The sequence below is a fragment of the Micromonospora sp. NPDC049201 genome (assembly GCF_055586805.1).
Genome location: NZ_JBVJHM010000007.1, coordinates 315,371 through 337,079 on the forward strand (window position 1 = coordinate 315,371; position 21,709 = coordinate 337,079).

19 protein-coding genes are annotated in these 21,709 nt (G+C 72.8%); 14 read left to right on the plus strand and 5 right to left on the minus strand.

From position 1 onward, the window contains the following. Positions 1 to 18: 18 nt before the first annotated feature. Together ACZ6O5_RS17545 and ACZ6O5_RS17550 are read right to left on the minus strand one after the other, a co-directional pair. The gene (locus tag ACZ6O5_RS17545) at positions 19 to 1,938 is read right to left on the minus strand and encodes a helix-turn-helix domain-containing protein (RefSeq protein ID WP_281939651.1); all 1,920 of its coding nucleotides are present in this window, start codon (positions 1,936 to 1,938) and stop codon (positions 19 to 21) included. 14 nt (positions 1,939 to 1,952) lie between these two features. Continuing rightward, on the minus strand, positions 1,953 to 2,735 hold the full coding sequence (locus ACZ6O5_RS17550; RefSeq protein ID WP_357300392.1) for a 3-hydroxybutyrate dehydrogenase: 783 nt from the start codon (positions 2,733 to 2,735) through the stop codon (positions 1,953 to 1,955). 184 nt (positions 2,736 to 2,919) lie between these two features. Here ACZ6O5_RS17550 and ruvC point away from each other — a divergent pair, with 184 nt between their 5' ends. From ruvC to ACZ6O5_RS17590, 8 genes are all read left to right on the plus strand, one after another. Beyond that, positions 2,920 to 3,450 carry a crossover junction endodeoxyribonuclease RuvC gene (gene ruvC / locus ACZ6O5_RS17555; RefSeq protein ID WP_465978305.1) on the plus strand — a complete coding sequence of 177 codons (531 nt, stop codon included), beginning with the start codon at positions 2,920 to 2,922 and terminating at the stop codon, positions 3,448 to 3,450. Next, entirely contained in the window at positions 3,447 to 4,049 is a 603-nt protein-coding gene (gene ruvA / locus ACZ6O5_RS17560; protein ID WP_357300388.1) for a Holliday junction branch migration protein RuvA, read from the plus strand. Before ruvC ends, ruvA begins: the two co-directional genes overlap by 4 nt. Positions 4,050 to 4,083: 34 nt before the next feature. Beyond that, positions 4,084 to 5,148, plus strand: a complete 1,065-nt coding sequence (gene ruvB, locus ACZ6O5_RS17565; protein ID WP_281939657.1) for a Holliday junction branch migration DNA helicase RuvB — start codon at positions 4,084 to 4,086, stop codon at positions 5,146 to 5,148. 138 nt (positions 5,149 to 5,286) lie between these two features. Beyond that, positions 5,287 to 5,631: a preprotein translocase subunit YajC gene (gene yajC, locus ACZ6O5_RS17570; RefSeq protein WP_278106464.1), complete on the plus strand. Its 345-nt coding sequence runs from the start codon at positions 5,287 to 5,289 to the stop codon at positions 5,629 to 5,631. A gap of 224 nt (positions 5,632 to 5,855) precedes the next feature. Then, positions 5,856 to 7,760 (plus strand): protein translocase subunit SecD, encoded by a 1,905-nt coding sequence (gene secD, locus ACZ6O5_RS17575; RefSeq protein WP_465978308.1) that lies wholly within the window; start codon positions 5,856 to 5,858, stop codon positions 7,758 to 7,760. Position 7,761: 1 nt separating this feature from the next. Beyond that, the gene (gene secF, locus ACZ6O5_RS17580; protein WP_425787030.1) at positions 7,762 to 8,949 is read left to right on the plus strand and encodes a protein translocase subunit SecF; all 1,188 of its coding nucleotides are present in this window, start codon (positions 7,762 to 7,764) and stop codon (positions 8,947 to 8,949) included. 97 nt (positions 8,950 to 9,046) lie between these two features. After that, positions 9,047 to 9,613: an adenine phosphoribosyltransferase gene (locus tag ACZ6O5_RS17585; RefSeq protein WP_107161313.1), complete on the plus strand. Its 567-nt coding sequence runs from the start codon at positions 9,047 to 9,049 to the stop codon at positions 9,611 to 9,613. A gap of 223 nt (positions 9,614 to 9,836) precedes the next feature. Beyond that, positions 9,837 to 12,308 (plus strand): RelA/SpoT family protein, encoded by a 2,472-nt coding sequence (locus ACZ6O5_RS17590; protein WP_465978311.1) that lies wholly within the window; start codon positions 9,837 to 9,839, stop codon positions 12,306 to 12,308. A gap of 62 nt (positions 12,309 to 12,370) precedes the next feature. Here ACZ6O5_RS17590 and ACZ6O5_RS17595 read toward each other — a convergent pair whose 3' ends face one another. Both ACZ6O5_RS17595 and ACZ6O5_RS17600 read right to left on the minus strand, forming a co-directional pair. Continuing rightward, positions 12,371 to 13,207, minus strand: a complete 837-nt coding sequence (locus ACZ6O5_RS17595) for a peptidylprolyl isomerase (RefSeq protein WP_281939664.1) — start codon at positions 13,205 to 13,207, stop codon at positions 12,371 to 12,373. An 82-nt stretch (positions 13,208 to 13,289) separates the two neighbouring features. Continuing rightward, positions 13,290 to 14,141: a peptidylprolyl isomerase gene (locus tag ACZ6O5_RS17600; RefSeq protein WP_465978313.1), complete on the minus strand. Its 852-nt coding sequence runs from the start codon at positions 14,139 to 14,141 to the stop codon at positions 13,290 to 13,292. A 258-nt stretch (positions 14,142 to 14,399) separates the two neighbouring features. Here ACZ6O5_RS17600 and ACZ6O5_RS17605 point away from each other — a divergent pair, with 258 nt between their 5' ends. From ACZ6O5_RS17605 to ACZ6O5_RS17615, 3 genes are read left to right on the plus strand one after another with little or no spacing between them, the layout of a single operon-like run. Continuing rightward, positions 14,400 to 15,113 carry an MBL fold metallo-hydrolase gene (locus ACZ6O5_RS17605; protein WP_465978315.1) on the plus strand — a complete coding sequence of 238 codons (714 nt, stop codon included), beginning with the start codon at positions 14,400 to 14,402 and terminating at the stop codon, positions 15,111 to 15,113. Positions 15,114 to 15,154: 41 nt separating this feature from the next. Beyond that, positions 15,155 to 16,489: a histidine--tRNA ligase gene (hisS, locus tag ACZ6O5_RS17610; RefSeq protein WP_465978317.1), complete on the plus strand. Its 1,335-nt coding sequence runs from the start codon at positions 15,155 to 15,157 to the stop codon at positions 16,487 to 16,489. 51 nt (positions 16,490 to 16,540) lie between these two features. Next, the gene (locus ACZ6O5_RS17615; protein ID WP_465978319.1) at positions 16,541 to 17,476 is read left to right on the plus strand and encodes an acyl-ACP desaturase; all 936 of its coding nucleotides are present in this window, start codon (positions 16,541 to 16,543) and stop codon (positions 17,474 to 17,476) included. A gap of 116 nt (positions 17,477 to 17,592) precedes the next feature. Here the strand turns inward: ACZ6O5_RS17615 and ACZ6O5_RS17620 are convergent, their stop codons facing one another. Continuing rightward, positions 17,593 to 18,099: a PaaI family thioesterase gene (locus ACZ6O5_RS17620; RefSeq protein WP_465978321.1), complete on the minus strand. Its 507-nt coding sequence runs from the start codon at positions 18,097 to 18,099 to the stop codon at positions 17,593 to 17,595. 56 nt (positions 18,100 to 18,155) lie between these two features. Here ACZ6O5_RS17620 and ACZ6O5_RS17625 point away from each other — a divergent pair, with 56 nt between their 5' ends. The 3 genes from ACZ6O5_RS17625 to ACZ6O5_RS17635 all read left to right on the plus strand — a co-directional run bounded on the left by ACZ6O5_RS17625 (position 18,156) and on the right by ACZ6O5_RS17635 (position 21,695). Then, positions 18,156 to 18,629, plus strand: a complete 474-nt coding sequence (locus ACZ6O5_RS17625) for a winged helix-turn-helix transcriptional regulator (RefSeq protein ID WP_425787020.1) — start codon at positions 18,156 to 18,158, stop codon at positions 18,627 to 18,629. A 213-nt stretch (positions 18,630 to 18,842) separates the two neighbouring features. Next, positions 18,843 to 19,889 (plus strand): S1 family peptidase, encoded by a 1,047-nt coding sequence (locus ACZ6O5_RS17630; protein WP_465978323.1) that lies wholly within the window; start codon positions 18,843 to 18,845, stop codon positions 19,887 to 19,889. 192 nt (positions 19,890 to 20,081) lie between these two features. After that, positions 20,082 to 21,695 carry an MFS transporter gene (locus tag ACZ6O5_RS17635; RefSeq protein ID WP_465978325.1) on the plus strand — a complete coding sequence of 538 codons (1,614 nt, stop codon included), beginning with the start codon at positions 20,082 to 20,084 and terminating at the stop codon, positions 21,693 to 21,695. The last annotated feature ends 14 nt before the right edge of the window (positions 21,696 to 21,709 follow it).

Below are 21,709 nucleotides of genomic sequence, written 5' to 3' on the forward strand. Positions count from 1 at the left end.
CCGGGGTGCGCGGCGACGTCAGCCGGCCGGGGTGCGCAGCCGGTGCAGGCGCAGCGCGAGCTGCACCTCCAGCGCCCGCTCCGGCTTCTGCCAGTCGGCGCCGAGCAACTGCCCGACCCGCTCCAGCCGCTGGGTCACGGTGTTCACGTGCACGTGCAGCTGCTCGGCCGCCCGGGCCAGGCTGCCGCCCACCCCGAAGTACGCCTCCAGCGTCCGCACCAGCGCGGTGCCCCGCCGGGCGTCGTAGTCGACCACCGGCCCCACCGTGGCGGTCAGGAACCGGGCCACGTCCCGGTCGCCCGCGTCGCCGACCGCCCCGAGCAGCAGCCCGACGAAGCCCAGCTCCGCGGTGCTCGCGCCCTGCCCGGCCCGGCCCAGCGCGCCGAGCGCGGTCAGGCAGCGCTCCGCCTCGGCGAACGTCACCGCCAGCGACGCCGGACCGGTCGACGGCCCGCTCGCCCCGGCGGTCACCGGGCGGCCGGTCACCCGGGACAGGTCCCGGGCCACCGCGCGGGCCGCGCCGCCGGCGTCCCGGCCGGGCAGCATCAGCACCACCCGCCCGTCCCGCGCCGCGGCCAGTCCGCCCCGCGTCGAGGCGTACGTGGTGGCCCAGGAGAGCACCCGCTGCCGGGCCGAACCGGTCTCGGCGAACGCGTCGTCACCGACCGCCACCAGCACGTGCGGGGCGTCCAGGTCCACCCCGATCCGGCGGGCCCGGCCGCGCAGCGCGTCGGCGTCCCGCAACGGGCGGGCGATCAGGTCGTCCAGCAGCTCGCCCCGGACCCGCCCCTCCGCCTCGGCCACCGTGCGGCGGAACAGCAGCAGCAACGCGGTCACCAGCGCGGCCCGCTCCAGGATGCGCTGGTCGGCGTCGACCAGCTCGTCGTCCGGGCGCAGCACCAGCGCGCCCAGGTTCTCGGCGCCTGCCACCACCGCGGCGTACCAGAGCGGCCCCCGGCGTACGCTGCGCCCCTCGGTGCGGGACGCGGCGACCGCCTCCACGATGTCCGCCCGGTCCGGCTCGTCGATCTCGCCGACCCGGGCCAGCCGCCGCCCCTCGGCGTCCAGCGCCAGCAGCGCGCCGCCGAGCACCTCGGTCACCGCGGCCGCCACGTCCTCCATCCCGCCGCCGCGTACCACCAGCGCGGTCATCCGGTCGTGCGCGGCGGCGGCCCGCTCCACCGAGCTGCTGTGCGCCCGGATCGTGCCGTTCGCCGCCGACAACTCCGCCAGCGCGGCCCGTGTCTCGGCCAGCAGCCGGGCGGTGTCGATCGCCACCGCGGCGTGCGCCCCCAGTGAGACCAGCAGCGACACCTCCTCCCGGGCGAACGGGCGCGCCGAGCGGTTGGCCGCGTAGAGCACGCCGATCACGCTGGAGCCCAGCCGCAGCGGCACTCCCAGGATGGCCACCAGGCCCTCCTCGCCCACCCCGCCGTCGATCTCCCCGGTGTGCCGGAACCGCTCGTCCTCCTGGTAGTTCGAGGTGACGTACGGGGTGCCGGTCTGCGCCACCAGACCGCCCAGCCCGTCGCCCATCTCCAGCCGCAGCCGCTGGAACCGGGCCGAGATCGACCCGTCGGTGACCCGCATGTACGTGTCGCCGCGCTCGTCGTCGTTGAGCGTCATGTACGCCACGTCGGTGCCGAGCAGGATCCGGGCCCGGTGCACGATCGCGCGCAGCACGTCGTCCAGGTCCCGCAGGCCGGCCAGGTCGCTGGCGGTGTCGTACAGGCCGGACAGCTCGGTCTCCCGACGCCGGCGGCGCTCCAGCAGCGCCCGGACCCGCAGCGCCACCACCTTCGCCTGCTCCAGCTCGGCCAGCCGGTCGGCGGGCAGTCCGGCGGCGCGCGCGGCGACCAGCGGACCCTCGAACTCGACCGCGGCGGCCTCACGGGCCAGCAGCTCCAGGAACTCCACCGGCGACGACATGACCGACATTGTGCGCGGCGCCACTAGTTGGCCGTCCAGCCCCCGTCGAGGGCGATCGAGGCGCCGGTGAGGAACGCGGCCGGCGGTGCGCACAGGTACGCCACCAACTCCGCCACCTCCTCCGGCTCGATCAGCCGCTTGATCGCCGCCCGCGCCAGCATGATCTTCTCGACCACCTCGTCCTCGCCGATGCCGTGACTGGCTGCCTGGTCGGCGATCTGGCTCTCCACCAGCGCGGTCCGCACGTACGCCGGATTGATGCAGTTGGCCGTCACGCCGTGCGCGGCGCCCTCCAGCGCGACCACCTTGGACAGCCCTTCGAGGGCGTGCTTCGCCGAGACGTACGCCGCCTTGAACGGCGAGGCGCGCAGCCCGTGCACCGAGGAGATGTTGACGATCCGGCCCCAGCCGTTCGCGTACATCCGGGGCAGCGCCCGGCGGATCAACAGGAACGGCGCCTCGACCATCACCCGCTGGATGTACTCGAACCGCTCGACCGGGAACTCCTGCACCGGCGCGACGTGTTGCAGGCCGGCGTTGTTCACCACGATGTCGGCGTCCACCTCGAGCCGGCCCACCGCCTCCGGGTCGGCCAGGTCGACGCCCTCGGCCCGGCCCCCGGCCTCGGCGGCGACCGCCTTGGCCGCCTCCACGTTGCGGTCCAGCACCACGACCGAGGCGCCGGCCGCCGCCAGCCGCAGGGCGCAGGCCCGTCCGATGCCGCTGCCACCACCGGTCACCAGCGCGTTGCGACCGGAGAGGTCGACGTGTACGACGTGGGGGACCGCCACCGGTTCTGCCGTCATGGCGCAAGAAGTTACGAGGCGTGTGGCCCCGGGCACATGGGGCGGCGACACATACTCGACCGCTTCGGTGTGTGGTGCGTTCCGCCCCCTTCCGCCCCCGGCGTGTCCGCCCGTCCGCTGGTGGGACCCGACCAGTAGGGTGTGTCGAACACACGTACTGCTGACGGCTCGGGGAGGAGGCGGCGTGCGCGTGCTGGGCGTCGACCCGGGGCTGACCCGGTGCGGGGTCGGCGTGGTCGAGGGCTTCCCCGGGCGCGCGTGCACGCTTGTCGCCTACTACGTCGTCCACACCGATCCCGGGGACGACCTGCCGCTGCGCCTGCTGCACCTGGACCGGTCGCTCACCGACCTGGTCGCCGAGCACCGGCCGGACGCGGTCGCCGTGGAACGCGTGTTCAGCCAGCACAACGTGCGCACCGTGATGGGCACCGCCCAGGCGAGCGGCATCGCGGTGCTCGCCGGCGCGCGGGCCGGGCTGCCGGTGACGACCTACACCCCGAGCGAGGTGAAGGCGGCGGTGACCGGTTCCGGTCAGGCCGACAAGAAGCAGATGACCACCATGGTCACCCGCCTGCTGCGGCTGGCCGAGCCGCCGAAACCGGCCGACGCCGCCGACGCGCTGGCGCTGGCCATCTGCCATGTCTGGCGGGGCGGCACCCGGTCCAAGCTGGCCGCGGCCGCCGACCAGGCCCGACGAGGAGGGGTGCGACGATGATCGCGAGTGTGCGCGGCACCGTGACCGCGACCGGTCCGGATCACGCGGTGGTGGAGGTGGGCGGCATCGGCCTGGCCGTGCAGTGCGCCCCCGGCACGCTCGCCGACCTGCGGGTCGGCCAGCCGGCCCGGCTGGCCACCAGCCTGGTGGTCCGGGAGGACTCGCTCACCCTCTACGGCTTCGCCGACGACGACGCGAAGCAGCTCTTCGAGCTGCTCCAGACCGCCAGCGGGGTCGGCCCGCGGCTGGCGCAGGCGGTGCTCGCCGTGCACACCCCGGACGCGGTCCGCAAGGCCATCGCCAACGCCGACACCGCGGCGCTGACCCGGGTGCCGGGGATCGGCAAGAAGGGCGCCGAGCGGCTCGTGCTGGAGCTGCGCGACCGGATCGGCCCGGTGGCGATCGGCCCGGACGGCGCGGCGGGGGTGACCGCCGGCGCCTGGCCGGAGCAGGTGCGTCAGGCGCTGGTCGGGCTCGGCTGGTCGGCGGCCCAGGCCGAGCAGGCGGTGGCCGCGGTCGCGGAGACCGTCGACGGCGCGACCCCGCCGGTGCCGGTCCTGCTCAAGCAGGCCATCCGCCTGCTGGGCCGCACCCGATGAGGCCGGTCGGCCGGCCGTCGGGGGGAGCGCGCGGATGAGCAACGAGAACCTGGTCTCGGCGTACGTCAGCGACGCGGAGCTGGACGCGGAGGCCAGCGTCCGGCCGAAGCGGCTCGCCGAGTTCATCGCCCAGGACCGGGTCCGCGACCAGCTCGACCTGCTGTTGCAGGGCGCGATGCGGCGCGGTTCCCCGCCGGACCACATCCTGCTCTCCGGCCCGCCCGGGCTCGGGAAGACCAGCCTGGCCAACATCGTGGCGGCCGAGCTGGGCGCCGGCATCCGGGTGACAAGCGGTCCGGCGATCGAGCGGTCCGGTGACCTGGCCGCGATCCTGACCAGCCTCGCCGAGGGCGACGTGCTGTTCATCGACGAGATCCACCGGATCGCCAAGCCGGCCGAGGAGCTGCTCTACAGCGCCATGGAGGACTTCCGGGTGGACGTGGTGGTGGGCAAGGGGCCCGGCGCGACCGCCATCCCGCTGGACGTGGAACCGTTCACGCTGGTCGGCGCCACCACCCGGTCGGGCCTGCTGACCGGCCCGATGCGCGACCGGTTCGGCTTCGTCGCGCACCTGGACTTCTACTCCCCGGCCGACCTCAAGACGCTGTTGCACCGGTCCGCCCGGATCCTCGGCGTGCCGATCACGCCGGAGGGCGCGGCGGAGATCGCCGGCCGATCCCGGGGCACGCCGCGGATCGCCAACCGGCTGCTGCGCCGGGTCCGGGACTACGCCGAGGTCCGCGCCGACGGCGTGGTCACGGTGGAGACCGCCCGGTCCGCGCTGACCGTCTACGACGTGGACGCGCTCGGCCTGGACCGGCTCGACCGGGCGGTGCTCAAGGCGCTGGTGGACTCGTTCCGGGGCGGCCCGGTCGGGGTCTCCACCCTCGCGGTGGCGGTGGGGGAGCAGCCGGACACGGTCGAGGAGGTCTGCGAGCCGTTCCTGGTGCGGGCCGGGCTGCTGGCCCGGACGCCCCGGGGCCGGGTGGCGACCGAGGCCGCCTGGCGGCACCTGGGGCGCAACCCCCCGAATGGTACATTTGGCATGGAAGCCCCTCCGGGGCCCGATCTGTTCTCGACGCAGACCGATCGGCCGTGATCCTAACGTGATCTGTGCCGCATTCGGTCTTCTCAGGAGCAGGGACTAGACTTCGCCGCGGTCTGTACAGGACGTGAGAATCCGCCTCCGCTGCGGTGCCCCCCGGGGCCGGCGGGGGCCAACCGGAAGGTCGACACCGTGCTTTACGCAGCAGCGAGTGGCGGGGGAGCCGGCGGTCTGACGCCGATCCTCATGATCGCTCTGCTCTTCGTCGTCATGTACTTCATGATGATCCGTCCGCAGCAGAAGCGCCGCCGGGAGGCGGAGCAGATGCAGTCCGCTCTCGCCCCGGGCGACGAGGTGGTCACCATCGGCGGCCTGCACGGCACGGTCACCGTGGTCGAGGACGAGACGGTCCTGCTCGAGGTCGCCCCCGGCGTGCAGACCCGGTACGCGCGTCCCGCCGTGGCCCGGGTGGTCAAGCGGGCCGAGGCGCCCGAGGCCGAGACCATCAGCGAGGAAGCCGAGTCGGTCAAGGAGTGACCGGTCGCCCCGAACGGGGCAGCGGAACCACCCCCATAAGTGGATAGTTGGGTCGGCGTCCGTCGTCGGCACGCGGCCGGACCCGCGCGACGCCCCCGCGTCGTGCCCGGGTCCGCGTGCCGGTCGCCGGTGCCGGCCAGCCGGAGCAGTCGGGCGGACACCCCCGGCCCGACAGTTGTCGTCGCCGTGGAAGCGGCGCGACCGTACAGGGAGACAGGACAGCCGTGGCACCACCTCAGGGACAGATGCGCCCCGGACGGCAACTCGCCGTGCTCGGGTTCATCTTCGTCGTCCTCTATCTTTTGGTGTTCTTCTCGGGCGGCGCCAGCGGTGGCTGGAAGGACCGGCTGGAGCCCCGGCTCGGTCTGGACCTCATCGGCGGCACCCGGCTGACGCTCGAGGCCACCAACACGGTGGACGGCAAGCCGCCGACCGCCGAGAACCTCGAAGAGGCGCGCCAGATCATCGAGAGCCGGGTCAACGCCTACGGCGTGGCCGAGGCGGAGGTGGTCACCGAGGGCAACCGGAACATCGTCATCTCCCTGCCCGGCGAGAACCGTGACCTGACCGACGTGGGCAGCGCCGCCGAGCTGCGCTTCCGCAAGGTGCTCAAGGCCACCGACGGCAGCGGCGCGGCCGCCGCCCCGGCGCCGAGCCCCAGCGCCTCGGCGGTCCCGTCCGGCAGCGCCAAGCCCTCGGGCAGCGCCTCGCCGAAGCCGTCCGGCAGCGCGTCGCCGAAGCCGAGCGCCAGCGCCAAGGTCACCGCGTCGCCGAGCGCCGGCGGGCAGGGCGGCATGGCCCCCGCGCCGAGCGCCACGCCGACGCCGTCGGCCCCGGCGAGCGCCGCGCCGAGCGCCAGCGCCGCGCCGGTGCCGCAGAGCATCGAGCAGCAGCGCAAGGCCGTCGAGCAGAAGGTGGGCGCGGCCGCCTGGGCCGCCGCCTCCGGGCTCCAGGCCCCGGCCGATCCGGCGCAGGCCGCCGCGTTCAAGCCGTTCGGCACGCTCTCCCCGCAGGAGACCGCGGTGCTCCCGGTCGAGATGCAGTTCAACGTCCCGACCATCACCTGTGCCCAGCTCGACAAGCGGCCGGCCGGCTCGATCAACGACCCGAAGCAGAAGGCGGTGGCGTGCGAGTCCGGCGCGAAGTACCTGCTCGACGTGGCCAAGGTGGAGGGCACCGACGTCAAGAACGCCTCCGCCCAGCTCGACCAGACCAGCGCCTGGGTGGTCAGCCTCACCTTCAAGGGTGACGGCCAGGAGAAGTGGACCGCGCTGACCCGCGAGGCGTTCAACAACGAGGGCCAGGCCTGCGACCAGACCGCGCTCGGCCAGGACGGCAAGTGCCGGGTCGCCGTGGTGCTGGACAACGAGATCGTCTCCTCGCCGGAGATCCAGGGCGTGCTCACCGGCGACTCGCAGATCACCGGCAGCTTCGACAACAAGTCGGCGAACGCGCTGGCCAGCCAGCTCCGCTACGGCGCGCTGCCGGTCACGTTCGAGCCGCAGGAGAGCCAGAACGTCACCGCGACGCTCGGTGACAGCCACCTGCGGGCCGGCCTGCTGGCCGCCGGCATCGGCATGCTGCTGGTCATCATCTACTCGTTCTTCTACTACCGGCTGCTGGGCTCGGTCATCTTCCTCAGCCTGGTGCTCTCCGCGCTGCTGGTCTTCGGCGCGCTGGTGGTGCTGGGCCGGTCGATCGGCTTCACGCTCACGCTCGCCGGCATCGCCGGCATGATCGTCTCACTCGGTGTGGCGGCGGACTCGTTCGTCATCTACTTCGAACGCCTCAAGGACGAGATCCGCGAGGGCCGCAGCCCGCGCAGCGCGGTGCCCCGCGCCTGGATCCGGGCCCGCCGGACGATCATCTCGGCGAACGCCATCACGCTGATGTCGGCCGTGGTGCTCTACATCGTGTCGGTCGGCGCGGTGAAGGGCTTCGCCTTCGCGCTCGGCCTGGCGACCGTGCTCGACCTGGTCGTCGTGTTCCTCTTCCGTCACCCGATCATGACGATGTTCGCCCGCACCCGGGCGTTCCTGTCCCCGCGGGTCAGCGGTCTGGGCCGGGCGCTGCCGGCCCGGTCGGCCGAGCCGGGCACCGCCCGCAACCCGCGCGTCAAGGAGGCCTGAGATGGCTAAGAGTGGTCTGGCCGCCCGGCTCTACCGGGGCGAGGCCGATCTCAACATCGTCGGCAAGCGCAAGCTGTGGTTCGGCGTGGCCGGCGCGCTGGTGCTGATCGCGGTGCTGAGCTTCGCGATCAACGGGTTCAAGCTCGGCATCGAGTTCGCCGGCGGCAACTCGTTCCAGGTGCCGGCCAGCGTCGGCACGCTCGACCAGGCCGAGCGCACGATCGACGACGTGCTGGCCAAGGAGGCCCCCGGCGTCGAGGTGGTCACCGCGCAGAAGGTCGGCGGGGCCGGCGGCGAGACCTACGAGATGCGCACCGGGCAGCTCAGCCAGGAGCAGGCCAACGCGGCCAAGACCGCGATGGCGCAGGAGTTCGGCATCCCGGCCGACCAGATCAGCGGCAGCCAGGTCTCCGAGGCCTGGGGCAGCCAGGTCACCTCCCGCGCGTTCCTCGGCCTGCTGATCTTCCTCGCCGTGGTGTCGATCTACCTGGTGCTGCGCTTCGAGTGGCGGATGGCGGTCGCCGCGATCGTCTCGCTGCTCACCAACCTGGTCCTCACCTCGGGCATCTACTCGCTTGTCGGCTTCGAGGTCACCCCGTCGACGATCATCGGCTTCCTCACCATCCTGGGCTTCGCGCTCTACGACGTGGTGGTGGTCTTCGACAAGGTGCAGGAGAACACGCGGGGCATCACCGCCAACAACAACCTCACCTACGGCGAGGCGTCGAACCTGGCGCTCAACCAGAGCCTCATGCGTTCGCTGAACACGTCGGTGGTGGCGCTGCTCCCCGTCGGCGGCCTGCTGTTCATCGGCGCCGGCCTGCTCGGCGCCGGCACCCTGAAGGACCTGGGCCTGGTGCTCTTCGTCGGCATGGCGGTGGCGTTCCTGACCTCGATCCTGCTGGCCACCCCGCTGCTGGTGCTGCTGAAGAACCAGGACCCGCGGATCAGCGCGCACAACAAGCGGGTGCTCTCCCGCCGGGCGGCCATCGCCCGGGGCGAGGTCACGCCGAAGGGCGCCCCGCGTCCCGCGTCGACCGGTGACCAGCCGATCGAGGCGGACGCGGCGCTGGCCGGCGCCGCCCCCAAGGTCGGCTCCCGGCCGACCGGCAAGCGCCCCAGCGGCGCCCGGGGCGGTCGGCCCAGCGGCGGCGGGGGGAACCGGCCGGGCGGCGCGAAGCGCCGCTGACCGCAGGACCCGAGAAGATCGACCGGACGGCGTCCGTCATGCTGTTACCACGGCATGACGGACGCCGTCGTCGTTTCGAGAGGACATGGGACGCATCGTGACGGAGACGCACACCACCGGCGTACGGGGAGACAGCGGTCCCGAGGCTGCCCGGCTGGTCGCCAGCCGGCTGCTGGACGTGCCGGACTTCCCCAAGCCGGGGGTCATGTTCAAGGATCTGATGCCGCTCTTCGCCGACGGCGTGGCGTTCCGTGAGGTGATCGACCGGATCATCGCGTACCACGGTCCGGAGTCCTTCGACGTGGTGGCCGGCATCGAGGCGCGCGGGTTCGTGCTGGCCGCCGCCGTCGCGTACGCCACCGGCGTCGGCGTGGTGCCGGTACGCAAGGCCGGCAAGCTGCCCCGCGCCACCCACTCCGCCTCGTACGCGCTGGAGTACGGCGAGGCGACGCTGGAGGTGCACCAGGACGCGTTCACCGCCGGGCACCGGGTGCTGGTGCTGGACGACGTGCTGGCCACCGGCGGCACCGCCGAGGCCACGCTCGACCTGGTGGAGCGGGCCGGCGGCACGGTCGCCGGCTTCACCGTCCTGCTGGAGCTGGGCTTCCTCCAGGGGCGGGAGCGCCTCGCTCCGCGCCCGGTCCATGCCCTGCTGACCGTTTGACGCTGCTCGTCCCGCGCAGCCCGCCGGCACCGACCGTCCGGGGGAGCGGCGGTGTGTCCTGCCTACGGGTAGCATTGCCCTTTGCCTGAGCGGGCGGGCGACCGTCCGCGGGCCGCCGGGGCCGAGCCCCGGTGACCGGCGCGGAACAACACCGGCCCCCGGGTCGGTTGGATCAGACGTCGGCCGGACGGTCGGCGCATCCCGGCGAACGGTGAGGAGGCCGGTGTCCCACGATGTCGTCCCTCCGGTGGAGGGCACGGTGCACCCGACAGGCGACGCGGACGGCTCGGTGACCGAGCGCGACGGCACCCCATCGGTCGGGGCGATCGACGCCACCGACGGCACGCCGGACGCACCGGCCGACGGCGGTGGGGTCGTGGTGCCGTTCCCGACCGACGGCCCCGATGACCCCGGGTCCAGCGGCGGCTTCGCGCTGTCCAACGCGCCGACCGGCCGGCGGGTCCGCGCCCGGCTGGCCCGGTTCAACGCGCCCTGGCAGACCTCCCAGGTCAGCGAGGTGCTGGAGCCGCTGATCGCCAGCCACCGGGACGCCCATCCCAAGGCCGACGCCAAGCTGCTGCAACGCGCCTTCGACACCGCCGCCCGGTGGCACTCGGGGCAGTACCGCAAGTCCGGCGACCCGTACATCACGCACCCGCTCGCGGTGGCGACGATCCTCGGCAACCTGGGCATGGACACCACGACGCTGGTGGCGGCGCTGCTGCACGACACGATCGAGGACACCGAGTACACCCTCGACCAGATGCGCGCCGACTTCGGCGGAGAGGTCGCGCTGCTCGTCGACGGCGTCACCAAGCTCGACAAGGTCAAGCTGGGCGACGCGGCCAAGGCGGAGACGATCCGCAAGATGGTCGTGGCGATGGCCAAGGACCCGCGGGTCCTGGTGATCAAGTTGGCCGACCGGCTGCACAACATGCGGACTTTGACCTTCCTGCCCCGCCCCAAGCAGGAGCAGAAGGCGAAGGAGACGCTGGAGATCCTCGCCCCGCTGGCGCACCGCCTCGGTATGAACACCATCAAGTGGGAGCTGGAGGATCTGGCCTTCGGCACGCTGTTCCCGAAGCGGTTCGAGGAGATCAACCGGCTGATCGGGGAGCACCAGCCGCAGCGCGAGACACTGCTGCGTCAGGTGACCCAGAAGGTCGGCACCGACCTGAAGGCTGCCAAGATCAAGGCGGAGACCACCGGGCGGCCGAAGCACCTGTACTCGATCTACCAGAAGATGATCGTGCGCGGGCGCGACTTCAACGACATCTACGACCTGGTCGGTGTGCGGATCCTGGTCGACACGGTGCGTGACTGCTACGCGGCGTTGGGCGTCATCCACGCCAACTGGCAGCCGGTGCCGGGCCGGTTCAAGGACTACATCGCCATGCCCAAGTTCAACATGTACCAGTCGTTGCACACGACTGTCATCGGGCCCACCGGCAAGCCGGTGGAGATGCAGATCCGCACCTACGCGATGCACCGCACGGCCGAGTTCGGCATCGCCGCGCACTGGAAGTACAAGGAGCACAAGGGCACCCAGGTGGTCGGCCCGCCGGCGCACATCGACGAGATGACCTGGCTGCGGCAGCTCCTGGACTGGCAACGGGAGGCGGCCGACCCGAGCGAGTTCCTGGACGCGCTGCGGTTCGACCTGTCCAGCCAGGAGGTGTACGTCTTCACGCCGAAGGGCGACGTCATCCCGCTGCCCACCGGGTCGACGCCTGTCGACTTCGCGTACGCGGTGCACACCGAGGTCGGGCACAAGTGCATCGGGGCGCGGGTCAACGGCAAGCTGGTGCCGCTGGAGTCGACGCTCTCCAACGGCGACGTGATCGAGATCTTCACGTCGAAGTCCGACACGGCCGGCCCGACGCAGGACTGGCTCGGCTTCGTCAAGAGCCCGCGCGCCCGCACGAAGATCCGCCAGTACTTCAACAAGGAACGCCGCGAGGAGGCGATCGAGGCCGGCAAGGACTCGATCGTCAAGGCGATGCGCAAGCAGGGCATGCCGTTGCAGCGGATGCTCACCTCGGACGCGCTGATGGCGATCGCCCGGGACCTGCACCTCGCGGACGTGGCCTCGCTCTACGCGGCGGTCGGCGACAGTCAGGTCTCCGCGCAGTCGGTGGTGCAGAAGCTGATGGCGTCCTACGGCGGCGAGGAGGGCGCGGCGGAGGACATCGCCGAGACCGCCGTCGCCACCCGGCCGCCGCGCAGCCGGCAGAGCAGCGCCGACCCGGGCGTGGTGGTGCGCGGCGTCAGTGACGTCTGGATCAAGCTGGCCCGCTGCTGCACGCCGGTGCCGCCGGACTCGGTGTTCGGTTTCGTCACCCGCTCCGGCGGGGTCAGCGTGCACCGCGACGACTGCGCCAACGCCGAGGACCTACGGGCCCAGCCCGAGCGGGTGGTCGAGGTGAGCTGGAAGCTCACCTCGGCGTCCACGTTCCTGGTCGCCATCCAGGTGGAGGCGCTGGACCGGCACAAGCTGCTCGCCGACGTCACCCGGGTGCTCTCCGAGGAACGGGTGAACATCCTCTCCGCGACGGTCACCACCACCCGGGACCGGGTGGCGGTCAGCCGGTTCAGCTTCGAGATGGCCGACCCCAAGCACCTCGGGCACCTGCTGGCCGCGGTGCGCAAGGTCGACGGCGTGTTCGACGCGTACCGGGTCACGTCCGGGGCCTGAGCAGGCACGTACGAGAAACGCCCGCCGGTCGAGCCGGCGGGCGTTTTGTCGGGTGACGCGGGTCAGCCCTGAATGTCGCTCAGGCTCACCTTGGTCATGACGATCTCCTTCTTCGGGTGACCGCCGCCGGCCTGCTTCGCGAACGCGCCGTCGTCCCCGGCCGCGGCGACCTGCTTCACCACGTCCATGCCGCCGGTGATGGTGCCCAGCACCGTGTAGTTCGGGTCGAGCGGGGAGTCGCCGTACACGATGAAGAACTGGCTGCCGGTGCTGCCCGGCTGGCCGGAGTTGGCCATCGCGATGACGCCCTCCGGGTACGGCGGGCGCTTGTTGGTGGGCAGGTTCTCCTCGGCCAGGTTGTAGCTCGGCCCGCCGGTGCCGTCGGTGTCCCGCCAGCCCTTCCCGGTCGCGCTCGGGTCGCCGCACTGGAGCACCTTGATGCCCTCGGTGACCAGGCGGTGGCACTTGGTGTTGTCGAAGAAGCCCTTGCTGGCCAGGTGCGTGAAGCTGCCGGCGGTGCAGGGCACCAGGCTCCGGTCCAGCGTCGCGGTGATCGGCCCCAGGTTGGTGTCGATCGTCATCGTCTGGGTGCCCTTGTTGGCCTGCTGCGTCGGCGGCATCCCGACGTCCTTGATCTGCGCCGGCCGGCCCTCCTTGGGCACCTCGTTGTAGGTGCACTGGGCGAAGCCGGCGGCGGTGCCGGCCTGCTCCTTGTCGTCGTCGTCGCCGAGCGACGTGGCCAGCCAGACGGTGCCGGCCACCACGAGCACCAGCACGGCCGCGGCGCCGGCGATCGCCTGCGTCTGCCGGCGCTTGCGGGCCTTGCCGGTCCGTTCGGCCATCTCCCGCTCGAGCCGGGCCCGCGCCGCCGCTCGCTGGCGGTCTCTGGTGGACGTCACGGTCACTCCTCACCTGCTGTGCATCGGGGGACGGCGTCGCGCGCCGTCGAGTCTGGGTGGGTCGGGGCCGACCCGAGGTGGATCAACCGGCGCTGGGGCTGCTCGCCGGCGCGGCGTTCGGCTCGCCGACGGTGAGGCTCTGGATCACCACGTCCGTCTTCGGCTTGACCTTCGCCCCGCTGCCATTGTCCACGGTCGGGAGCTTGCCGATCTTCTCCACCACGTCCAGCCCGCCGGCGACCCGGCCGACGACGCTGTAGGCCGGCTTCGCCGGGTTGAAGTCCTTGAAGAAGATCAGGAACTGGCTGCCGTTGGTGCCCGGCGGGTTGCCGACCAGGGCGACCGTGCCCTTCGGGTAGGCCGGCGGCTGCCCCGGCGCGGGGGAGGCCGACGGGCTCGCCTCGGGCGCGGTGGGGACGTTCTCGTCGTAGAACGAGTAGGTCGGCCCGCCGATCCCGGTGCCGCTCGGGTCACCGCAGCGCAACGCGCCCTCGGTGGTGATCTCGTGGCACTTGGTGGTGTCGTAGAACTTCCGGCTCGCCAGGTGGGCGAGGCTCGCGCCGCCGCAGGGCGCGGCGGCCAGGTCCAGGTCGACGGTGATCGGCCCGCCCTGGTTGGTGGTCACCGTCATCGGCCGCGTGCCCGAGGTGGGCAGGCCCTTGGTGGCCGGTGTGCCGACGTCCTTGAGGTTGGCGTTCGCGGCGGCGTCCTGCGGGGTCCAGAGGCAGGTGTCCTCGGCGGCCTGCTTCTTCGGCTCCGAGTCGAACGCGCCGAGCGCCCAGGCCGAGCCGGCCACGATCAGCACGAGCACCACCGCGGCGCCCACGCCCGCCTGGATCTGCCGGCGGCGCTTCGCGACCGCGGCCCGTCGGGCGAGTTGCCGGTCGAGCTTGGCCCGCGCCAGTTTGCGCTGCCGGTCCCTGCTGGAAGCCACAGGTGCTCCCCTTCCTCTGCCTGATCGTCGCCGGCGTCCGGGCGCCGCCCGCCGTCCTCGGTAGGGGTGCGCCACGCCACACGCCCGCCAGAGTGTACGGCTACCGACTGGGAAAGTGGTGTACGAGGTCCGGCCTCGCCTTATCGGGCGTTGTCACTGGGGCCGGTGGGACGTACGACACGGTGGCGGGCGAAACCTGTTCGCCGGTACGACTAGGCTGCTGAACGAGGACGACGACCGGACGGAGAGGGGACGGACGTGCTCGTGGCCGGCTTTCCCGCGGACGCCTTCGGCACCAACTGCTACGTGGTGGCGACCGCGCCGGGGGAGCAGTGCGTGGTGGTCGATCCCGGCATCGGGGTGCTCGACCGGCTCGACGCCGTGCTCGCGGAGCACCGCCTGCACCCGGCCGCCGTGCTGCTCACCCACGGCCACCTCGACCACACCTTCTCGGTGGCGCCGGTCTGCGGCGCGCGCGGCATCGCCGCCTACGTCCACCCCGAGGACCGCGAGTTGCTGGCCGACCCGTCCAAGGCGCTGTCCATGGACCTCACCGCGCTCTTCGGCGGCCGGCTGCCGTACGCCGAGCCGGACGAGGTGGCCGAGCTGACCGACGGCGCGACGCTGGCGCTGGCCGGGCTGGAGATCACCGTCGACCACGCCCCCGGCCATACCGGCGGGTCGGTGCTGTTCCGGATGCCCGGCGCCGGCTCGCCCTGGGAGGCCGACGAGATCTGCCTCTCCGGTGACGTGCTCTTCGCCGGCTCGATCGGCCGCACCGACCTGCCGGGCGGCAGCATGCCCCGCATGCTGGCCAGCCTCCGGGAGAAGGTTCTCCCGCTGGCCGACGACACCGTCGTCCTGCCCGGCCACGGCCCCGCGACCACCATCGGCCGCGAGCGCGCGAGCAACCCGTACCTCGTCGAGGTGTCCGGGTCCGCGCGCCCGGCCGCGCCCACCCGAGGCCTCTAGACCCTCGCCCGCGCCTCGCGCGGGTGCCCAAGGAGTACGCCATGAGCAAGCCCACGCCCCTGTCCGGTTTCCCCGAGTGGACGCCGGCGCAGCGGATGATCGAGCAGTTCGTGCTGGACCGGATCCGCGCCACGTTCGAGCTGTACGGCTTCGCGCCGCTGGAGACCCGGTCGGTCGAGCCGCTGGACCAGTTGCTGCGCAAGGGGGAGACCTCGAAGGAGGTCTACCTGCTGCGCCGGTTGCAGGCCGACGTCGACGGCCCGGCCGGCGACGACGCGCTCGGCCTGCACTTCGACCTGACCGTGCCGTTCGCCCGCTACGTGCTGGAGAACGCCGGCAAGCTCCAGTTCCCGTTCCGTCGCTACCAGATCCAGAAGGTGTGGCGGGGCGAGCGCCCGCAGGAGGGCCGCTACCGCGAGTTCCTCCAGGCCGACATCGACATCGTCGACCGGGACACGCTGCCGGCGCACTACGAGGCCGAGATGCCGCTGGTCATCGGCGACGCGCTGCGGTCGCTGCCCATCCCGCCGGTGCGCATCCAGGTCAACAACCGCAAGATCTGCGAGGGCTTCTACCGGGGCGTCGGGCTGACCGACCCGGAGGCGGCGCTGCGGGCCGTGGACAAGCTCGACAAGATCGGTCCGGCGCGGGTGGCCGAGCTGCTGGCCGAGACCGCCGGGGCGAGCGAGGCGCAGGCCAAGGCGGCCCTGGCGCTGGCCGAGATCTCCGCGCCGGACGCCTCGTTCGCCGACGCGGTGCGAGCCCTCGGCGTCGACGACCCGCTGCTCGACGAGGGCGTCGCGGAGCTGACCGCCGTGGTGGAGACCGCCGCCGCGCACGCACCCGGCCTCTGCGTCGCCGACCTGCGCATCGCCCGCGGGCTCGACTACTACACCGGCACCGTCTACGAGACCCAGATGATCGGGTACGAACGGTTCGGCTCGATCTGCTCCGGCGGCCGGTACGATAACCTGGCCAGCGCCGGCAACGTCCGGTTCCCGGGGGTGGGCATCTCGATCGGGGTGACCCGGATGCTCGGCCTGCTCTTCGGCGCCGGAGCGCTGACCGCGTCCCGGTCGGTGCCGACGTGCGTGCTGGTCGCGGTCACCGCCGAGGAGGACCGGGCGGCCAGCGACGCGGTCGCGGCGGCGCTGCGCTCCCGGGGCGTCCCCACCGAGGTGTCGCCGTCCGCGGCGAAGTTCGGCAAGCAGATCCGGTACGCCGAGCGGCGGGGCATCCCGTACGTCTGGTTCCCCGGCGCGGACGGCGACGAGGTGAAGGACATCCGGTCCGGCGACCAGGTGGCCGCGACGGCGGGCGAGTGGACGCCGCCCCGGGCGGACCTGAAGCCGCTGGTCGGTGGCGCTGGCGTCTGACGGCGATTCGACCTACGGTGGCGTAAGTTACGCCACCGTAGGGAGAACGTCGTGTCCGTGCTCAGTCAGACCGCTCTGCTCACCGAACTCGAACCGGTCGTGGAGAAGAACCTCGACCGGCATCTGTCGCTGGCCAAGGAGTGGTTCCCGCACGAGTACGTGCCGTGGAGCGACGGGCGCACGTTCGACGGCCCGCTCGGCGGCGAGGCGTGGTCGGAGGCCGACTCGACGCTGCCCGAGGCCGCCCGCACCGCGCTGATCGTCAACCTGCTCACCGAGGACAACCTGCCCTCCTACCACCACGAGATCGCCAGCCTGTTCGGGCGGGACGGCGCGTGGGGCACCTGGGTGCACCGGTGGACCGCGGAGGAGGGGCGGCACGGCACCGCGATCCGCGACTACCTCACGGTGAGCCGGGCGGTCGACCCGGTGGCGCTGGAGCGGGCCCGGATGGTGCACATGTCCGCCGGCTACCACAACGTCCACGGCGACGAGGTGCTGCACTCGCTGGCGTACGTGTCGTTCCAGGAGTTGGCCACCCGCATCTCGCACCGCAACACCGGCCGGGCCACCGGCGACCCGGTCTGCGAGGCGCTGCTGTCCCGGGTGGCGGCGGACGAGAACCTGCACATGGTCTTCTACCGCAACCTGCTCGCGGCGGCGTTCGAGCTGGCGCCGGACCAGGCCATGCGGGCGGTCGCCGACGTGCTGGCCGACTTCCAGATGCCGGGGGTGGGCATCGACGGCTTTGCCCGCAAGTCGGTGGCGATCGCGCTGGCCGGCATCTACGACCTGCGCCAGCATCGCGACGAGGTGGTGGTGCCGGTGCTGCGCCAGTGGAACCTGTTCGAGGTCACCGGCCTGACCGGCGACGGCGAGACCGCCCGCGAGCAGATCGCCGCCCACCTGGACATGCTGGAGACCCAGGCGGCCCGCTTCGAGGAGCGTCGCGCCGCCCGCGCCGCCCGCCTGACCCGCACGCCCTGACCCCCGCACCCCACCCCCTTTTGGCTGATGCACGGAAAGAGTGGCCGTCCGGGCGCGGATGGCCACTCTTTCCGTGAAACTGCGCGGCGTAGTGGGGGAGGGGAGGAGAGGGAGGGTCAGGGGGTTTCGAGGGGGAAGAGGAGGCAGGTGGAGGTGGCGTGGGCGACCAGGCGGTCCGTCGGGTCGGTCAGGCGGGCCTCGGCCAGCGCGGTGCGGCGGCCCCGTTGCAGCACGGTGCCCTCGCAGCGCAGCATGCCGCTGGTCACGGTGACCGGGCGGAGGAACTTCACGTTGAGGTCGAGCGAGGTGTAGCCGACGCCGGCCGGCAGCGTCGTGTGCACGGCGCAGCCGGCGGCGGTGTCGAGCAGGGTGGAGAGGACGCCACCGTGCACCGTGCCGAGCGGGTTGTAGTGGAACTCCTGCGGCAGCAGCTCGACGACGACGCGCCCCTCGTCGGCCGTCATCCGCGCCATGTCGATCAGGTGCATGACCGGCGGCGCGGCCAGCTCGCCGGCGATCATCGCGCGCAACAGGTCGAGGCCGCCGCGCCGGCCGACGTGGGCCGCTCCGGCTACCGGGTCGGACCAGGTGAACGTGCGGCTGCGCTCCTGCGTCTGGCTCATGGACCCAGCCTCGCAGCCCGTTGCTGAGTCTGTCAATCAGACCTAGCCTGGTCGGCATGAGACCCGCGGCACTGGACTGGTCGGTGGAGAACTGCACCATCGCGCGCGCCATGGAGATCCTCGGGGAGCGGTGGACCGTGGTCGTGCTCCGCGAGGTGTTCAACGGCGTACGCCGCTTCGACGACATGCGGGTGCGCACCGGCATTCCGCGTCAGGTGCTGACCAACCGGCTGTCCATGCTGGTGGAGCGTGGCGTGCTGCGGCGGGAGCCGTACCGCGAGCCGGGCAGCCGGCCGCGGCACGAGTACCGGCTCACCGAGATGGGGCTGGACCTGTGGCCGGTGCTGGTGGCGGTGCTCGGGTGGGGTGATCGGTACCTGGCCGACCCGGAGGGTCCGCCGCTGACCGTGACGCACCGCGACTGCGGCGCCGAGGTGCGGGTGGCGCTGCGTTGCGCCGAGGGGCACGACGTGGCCGAGCCGCGGGACGTCCTGCCCGTCCCCGGCCCGGGCGCGCGCCGTCGCGGCTGAGCAGGGCCGCGTCGGGTCTGACACCTGGTGACGATGTTGTTGCTACGGCGTTACATGCGGCGCCGGTGCGAATCCGGTCAAACGCATGTCTTGTTTACGATCTTAAATGTGTGAATACTTTGGTCAGCCCGGACGGTTTCCCCAGGTCGCCCGGGTTGTCCTCGGGCGTTTCCCCATGACAGCGCCCGTTCACCCCCATTCGGAGGTTGTTACATGCGACCCACGAGGTCCACGCTCCGTCGCGCCGCCGCCGTCGCCGTCGCCGGTACCCTGGTCACCGGCTCGCTCCTCGGCGCACCCGCTCAGGCCGCCCCCTCGCCCGCCTCGCCCGACGCCGCCGCCTCCCTCGTCGCCAAGCTCGGCGACCGCGCCGCCGGCACGTACGCCGACGCCAGCGGCAAGATGGTCGTCACCGTGACCGACGCCGCCGCCGCCCGCCAGGTGCACGCCGCCGGCGCCGTGCCGAAGCTCGTCACCCGCGGCGCCAACCAGCTCAAGGCCGCCACCAGCGAGCTGGAGCGCTCCGCCAAGATCCCGGGCACCGCCTGGTGGACCGACGCGGCCACCAACCAGGTCGTCGTCTCCGTCGACAGCACCGTCACCGGCGCCAAGCTGGAGCGGGTCAAGGCCGCCGCCGCCCGCACCGGTGGCGCGGTTCGCATCGAGGCCGAGGCCGGCACGCTGACCACCCGGATCTCCGGCGGCCAGGCCATCTACACCGGTGGCTACCGCTGCTCGCTCGGCTTCAACGTGCGCAGCGGCTCGACGTACTACTTCCTGACCGCCGGGCACTGCACCAACCTGGGCTCGACCTGGTACTCGAACTCCGGCCAGACCAGCGTCCTCGGCACCCGGGCCGGCACCAGCTTCCCGGGTAACGACTACGGCATCGTCCGGCACAGCAACTCGGCCAACGCGGCCGGCAACGTCTACCTCTACAACGGCAGCTACCAGGACATCACCTCGGCCGGCAACGCGTACGTCGGCCAGTCCGTCCGCCGTTCCGGCAGCACCACCGGCCTGCGCAGCGGCAGCGTCTCCGCCACCAACGCGACGGTCAACTACGCCGAGGGCAGCGTCTCCGGCCTGATCCGCACCAACGTCTGCGCCGAGGGTGGCGACAGCGGCGGCTCGCTCTTCTCCGGCAGCACCGCGCTCGGCCTCACCTCCGGCGGCAGCGGCAACTGCTCCTCCGGCGGCACCACCTACTTCCAGCCGGTCACCGAGCCGCTCAGCGTCTACGGCGTGAGCGTCTTCTGATCCGTACCGCGCGAACGGGCCGCCGGGTGACCGGCGGCCCGTTCCGTGTGCACCGGCTTCGGCGTCGTGCACCGGGCTTGGCCGTGTGCACCGGGATTCGGCCGCGCGCGCCGCGGTCGGCAGCGTGCACCGGGTTCGGCCCGGTCGGCGGGGCGGGGAGTGCCGGGCCCCGGACCGGGTAGATATCGGCCGGTGAGCGCCTCCCCGACCGACGTGACCGACGTGACCGACCGGCAGCCGTCCGCCTGGGCGCCGCTGCGGTCGGCCGCGTTCCGCAGCCTCTGGCTGGCGGTGCTGGCCAGCAACATCGGCACCTGGATGCAGACCGTCGGCGCGCAGTGGCTGCTGGTCGACGCTCCGGGCGCCGCGACCCTGGTCTCGCTGGTGCAGACCGCCAGCATGCTGCCGGTGCTGATGCTGGCGCTGCCGGCCGGCGCGCTCGCCGACACGTTCGACAGGCGGCGGCTGCTGATCGCCGTGCAGTGCTTCCTGGCCGCCGTCGGCGTGCTGCTCACCGTGCTGACCGCGGCCGGCCGGATGCCGCCGGCGCTGCTGCTCACGCTCACCTTCGGCCTCGGCGTCGGGCAGGCGCTCACGCTGCCCGCCTGGCAGGCGGTGATCCCGGAGCTGGTGCCCCGCTCGCAGCTCGTCTCCGCCTCCGCGCTCGGCTCGATCAGCGTCAACCTGGCCCGTTCGGTCGGGCCGGCGGTCGCCGGCGTACTGGTGGCCCAGGCCGGCGTGGCGGTGGTCTTCGCGGTCAACGCGGTCTCGTTCGCGATCTTCGCGGTGACGCTGGTGCGATGGCGCCCGGCACGCCGGGAGCAGGACGCCGCGCCGGAGCGGTTCACCGCGGCGCTGCGCGCCGGCGGTCGGTACGTGCGGCACTCGCCGGTGGTCCGCCGGATCCTGCTGCGCGCCGCCCTGTTCGTGGTGCCCGGCAGCGCGTTGTGGGCGCTGCTGCCGCTGGTCGCCAGCCGCCGGCTCGGCCTCGGCGCGGGCGGCTACGGCGTGCTGCTCGGCGCGCTCGGCGTCGGCGCGGTGGCCGGCGCGCTGGTGCTGCCCCGGATACGCCGGGTGCTCTCCAGCAACCACCTGCTGCTCCTGGCCGGCCTGCTGTACGCGGTGGTGCTGGCGACGCTCGCGCTGGTGCCGGTACCGGCGGTGGCGGTGGTCGCGCTGGTGCCCGCCGGGCTGGCCTGGATGACGGTGCTGTCCAGCGTCAACGCCGCCATGCAGCTCTTCCTGCCCGGCTGGGTACGCGCCCGCGGCCTGTCGGTCTACCAGATGGTGTTCGCCGGCGGTCAGGCGCTCGGGGCGGTCGCCTGGGGCGCGCTCGGCGAGTTCACCGGCCTGGTCGGCGCGCTCACCGTGGCCGCCGCGCTGATGGCGGTCGGCGCGCTGAGCGTGCTGCTCTGGCCGTTGCGGGAGACCCGGGGCGTGGACCGCGACCCGGCCGTGTACTGGCCCGAGCCGCACCTGACGCTGGAGCCGCCGGCGCGGGGCGGTCCGGTGCTGGTCACCGTCTCGTACACGGTCCGCCCCGAGCGGCAGGCCGAGTTCGTCGAGGCGATGCGCGCGGTCGGCCGGTCCCGCCGGCGTACCGGCGCGATGCGGTGGGGGCTGTTCCGGGCCGGCGAGCGGGCCGACGGTTTCGTCGAGGTGTACCAGGTGCCGACCTGGGAGGAGCACCTGCGCCAGCACGGCGGCCGGCTCACCGGTGCGGACCGGGTGGTCGAGGAACGGGCCCGGGCGCTGGCCGAGGACGACGTCCGGGTCAACCACCTGCTGCCGGCCGAGCCGGAGTGACGGGCGTCGGACGG